This window comes from Psychromonas sp. B3M02, assembly GCF_003318165.1.
GTDB lineage: Bacteria > Pseudomonadota > Gammaproteobacteria > Enterobacterales > Psychromonadaceae > Psychromonas.
In genome coordinates this window covers 1-3,739 of the sequence record NZ_QOCB01000113.1, presented here as the reverse complement: position 1 = coordinate 3,739, position 3,739 = coordinate 1, and the positions used below count along the sequence as shown (strand labels likewise).

General features: G+C 38.9%; 5 protein-coding genes. 4 read left to right on the top strand and 1 reads right to left on the bottom strand.

Annotated features, from left to right (window positions below):
- From ptsN to mgtE, 4 genes are all read left to right on the top strand, one after another.
- The coding region (gene ptsN / locus DS885_RS12590; protein WP_309472393.1) for a PTS IIA-like nitrogen regulatory protein PtsN at positions 1-464 on the top strand (464 nt) is incomplete at its 5' end.
- Positions 465-480: 16 nt separating this feature from the next.
- Entirely contained in the window at positions 481-1,323 is an 843-nt protein-coding gene (gene rapZ / locus DS885_RS12585) for an RNase adapter RapZ (protein WP_113819776.1), read from the top strand.
- A 6-nt stretch (positions 1,324-1,329) separates the two neighbouring features.
- Positions 1,330-1,605 carry an HPr family phosphocarrier protein gene (locus DS885_RS12580; RefSeq protein ID WP_113819775.1) on the top strand — a complete coding sequence of 92 codons (276 nt, stop codon included), beginning with the start codon at positions 1,330-1,332 and terminating at the stop codon, positions 1,603-1,605.
- 14 nt (positions 1,606-1,619) lie between these two features.
- The gene (mgtE, locus tag DS885_RS12575; protein WP_113819774.1) at positions 1,620-2,981 is read left to right on the top strand and encodes a magnesium transporter; all 1,362 of its coding nucleotides are present in this window, start codon (positions 1,620-1,622) and stop codon (positions 2,979-2,981) included.
- 54 nt (positions 2,982-3,035) lie between these two features.
- Here the strand turns inward: mgtE and DS885_RS12570 are convergent, their stop codons facing one another.
- Complete coding sequence (locus DS885_RS12570) at positions 3,036-3,398, bottom strand: YacL family protein (RefSeq protein WP_113819773.1); 363 nt, start codon at positions 3,396-3,398, stop codon at positions 3,036-3,038.
- Positions 3,399-3,739 lie beyond the last annotated feature (341 nt).

Genomic DNA, 3,739 nt, shown 5'->3' with positions numbered 1-3,739 from the left:
AAATACAGTTAACTATTATTATGAAAATATCTACTCTATTAAATCAACAATCAGTATTCTGTAAAACAGCTTGCACAAGCAAAAAAGGCGCACTAGAAAAAATCAGCCTTATCGCAGCAAAAGAACTCGATTTAGATGCCCATGAACTATTCGAAAGCTTAATTGCACGAGAGAAAATTGGGTCAACAGGTGTTGGATCTGGGATTGCTATTCCACATGTCAAAATTTCTAGTGAGCTACCCGCTACAGCTGTCTTTTTGCAATGTGAAACAGGTATCGATTATGATTCATACGACGGTAATAAAGTGGATATACTATTCGCTATTTTTGTGCCGGAAGACCTTTGCAAACAATATCTTTCTGCACTATCAGAGATAAGTCAAAAGTTATTGGACAAACAATTCTTGCGTCAATTACGCAGCGCAGACAACGCAACAGAGTTATTTGAATTACTAACGCTATAAAGTAAAAGGTGAAAATATGAAATTAATTGTTATAAGTGGTCGCTCTGGCTCAGGAAAAACAATTGCACTTCATGTTCTCGAAGACCTAGGTTACAACTGTATCGACGGTGTGCCCTACCAATTACTTGAGCAACTAATTGATACTTTAGATCCTAAGGACAATAAAGTTGCTGTTACCCTTGATGTGCGTAATATGCCAAGGGAAGTTGAGCAGATAGAAGATCTGATCATTTCATTGCAAGGCAAAGTTGAATTAGAAATTATCTATATCGATGCATTAACCAGTGAGTTAATTAGACGTTATAGTGAAACGCGCCGCTTACACCCTCTTTCCAAGCAAAAGTACTCTTTATCTCAAGCATTAGAGTTGGAAAATAAGATTTTGGCACCATTAAAATCGATGGCGGCCTTCTCAGTTGATACCACTTCCCTGTCGATACATAATTTAAATGAGCACCTAAAAGTCTATTTACAAGGTTCAACAAAAAGTAATCTCCTCATCATTTTTCAATCCTTTGGTTATAAATATACACACCCTGAAGATGCTGATTATATGTTTGATGTACGCTTCCTACCCAATCCTTACTGGGAAAAAGAGTTAAAGGTATACACGGGTAAAGATAAGGTCATTCAAGATTATTTAAGCGCTTTTCCATTAGTCAAAGAAACCATTATTAATATCGAAAACCTATTTTTAAATTGGTTACCTCACTTAGAGCAAAATAACCGTAATTATGTCACCATTGCTATTGGCTGCACCGGTGGCAAACATCGATCTGTATATGTTACGGAGCAAATTGCCGCGCGCTTTAAGCACAAATACCAAGTACAAATAGAACATAAATGTTTAAAGGAGTAGTTCCGGTTGGATATCATTAAGCAAACAATTACAATAAAAAATAAATTAGGCTTACATACACGCGCTACCATCAAATTAGTTGAACTTGTCAATGCTTTTGATGCTCAAATCACCATCACACACAATGATAAAAAAGCCGATGCAGGCAGTGTTTTAGGCTTATTAGTGCTGGAAACCTGTTTTGGTCAAGAGATAGAGATCGAAGCGCAAGGCGCACAAGCAGAAGAGGCGATGCTAGCCGTTACCGAACTGATCGAAAATAAATTTTTAGAAGAAGAATAATTATAGGAGTTAGTATGCTGGAAAACACTAAAGTCGATAATACCCAGCTGCGACTTCAAGAAGTAAAAAAAGCCCTTGAAAGTGGTATGTTTGTTTTAGCACGCAGTATTTTAGATAAAATGCCTGCCTGCGATGTTGCCTTTCTCTTAGAGTCCTCGCCACCTGCTTACCGTAAAGTACTTTGGAATCTCACTGACCATGACCAACATGGTGAGATCCTAGAAGAGCTAAATGAAGATGCTAAAGATGGCATCATCAACCTGATGGGCACGGATAACCTCGTAGCCGCAACAGAAGGCATGGAAACCGATGGCCTAGCCTATGTCCTGCGTGGCATCCCAGATAGCGTTTACCGTGCTGTTTTGGAGCAAATGGACACACAAGATAGACAACGTGTCGAACTGGCCTTAGCGTATCCAGAAGATACTGCCGGTTCAATCATGAATACAGACACCACTACAGTCCGTCCAGACGTGACTATTGAAGTGGTATTGCGCTATTTACGTTTGAAAGGCTCACTACCTGATACAACCGATGCTTTATATGTAGTGGATACCGACAACAAGCTATTAGGCGATGTGTCATTATCTACATTACTCACAGAGGAACCCACTTCTATTATTGGCGATGTCATGAATCATGATACCGAGCCACTTCAAGCATTAATGGAAGAGAATGAGATAGCTAAACTGTTTGAACGACATGATTGGATCTCCGCACCAGTGATTGATGACGACCGACAACTACTCGGCCGTATTACTATCGATGATATTGTTGATATTATCCGAGAAAATGCCGAACACTCTATGATGGGTATGGCAGGTATGGATGATGATGAAGATACCTTTGCACCTATCTTACCCAGTGCCAAACGTCGTACTGTTTGGTTATCGGTAAACTTGATGGCCGCGTTTATCGCAGCCTCTGTTTCAAATATGTTTGAAGCAACCTTAGAGCAAGTCGCCACATTGGCCGTATTGATGACTATCGTGCCAAGCATGGGAGGCATCGCTGGTAACCAAACCTTAGCCTTGGTTATTCGCGGTATTGCTGTTGGACATATTAGTGGTAGCAATACACGATGGTTAATTGGTAAAGAAGCAGCGATCGGTTTATTGAACGGTATGATTTGGGCAATTCTAGTAGCCACCGCCGTAGTACTTTGGAAAGGTGATATGCAGGTCGGATATATTATTGCTGGAGCAATGTTTATTAACCTGTCCATTGCAGGTATCGCTGGGGTTTGTATCCCATTGTTAATGCATAAATATAAAATAGACCCCGCTTTGGCCGGTGGTATGGCATTAACCACTGTAACCGATGTGATTGGTCTATTTTCATTCTTAGGCATGGCTACCCTAGTATTACGCCATTAAATGATGAATCCCATAACGACTCATATGTAGTCGTTATGGTCCATTGCAAAATTATTAAATAAATTCTAACCAGGACTCAAGCAGATTCGTAAAGTCCTCTAAACCACACTCAGCTTCAATCTCTTGATCATAAAAATTCAAATCATTGGCTTCATCTAAGTCAGACCCTGCCATATGTAAACTATGGTTGGTAATACTCGCTTCTTCTGTGGTGAGGTAAAGCGCAAACTCATCTCCAACTAATTTATATTCTGTTATTTCTCGCAGCTGTAAATCCGAGATCGCGACTAAAAGAGCTTCTACCCACTGTTTTTTCTGCCCTTCCTGCTCTAACCAAGTACCAAAAGCTTCATGTCCCATTGATAGCTTGACCGTTGCTTTATCGCTAAAGTAGTCTTTTTTGAAATCGAATTCCATCTTGTTGTCTCTATGCTTAAAAATATGGACAGGAGTATAATACCAATCACTTCTTAAATGTAATTGATATATTAGCAATCACACCATTAATACCAATCATAGTAAGTAACTGATCTATTTTACTTGTTAAAACACCTTATTTTTTCGTTGTAAGTTTCGTATAGGGAACAACCATTTACATCAACTTACGCCTCAAACTAAGCCATTTTTCCGGCGCAAAATTTAGATCAGTTATTTAATACAATTGGTATAATATAATCGAGTATTATAAATTCAAGGCATAAAAAAACCCTTACTTGGTGAGTAAGGGTTTTTATGGTTTTAAATGTAAGCAGTAAAAT

Coding starts and splice junctions, on each gene's coding strand:
- rapZ (WP_113819776.1), top strand. CDS start 481: ATGAAATTAATTGTTATAAGTGGTCGCTCTGGCTCAGGAAAAACAATT.
- mgtE (WP_113819774.1), top strand. CDS start 1,620: ATGCTGGAAAACACTAAAGTCGATAATACCCAGCTGCGACTTCAAGAA.
- DS885_RS12570 (WP_113819773.1), bottom strand. CDS start 3,398: ATGGAATTCGATTTCAAAAAAGACTACTTTAGCGATAAAGCAACGGTC.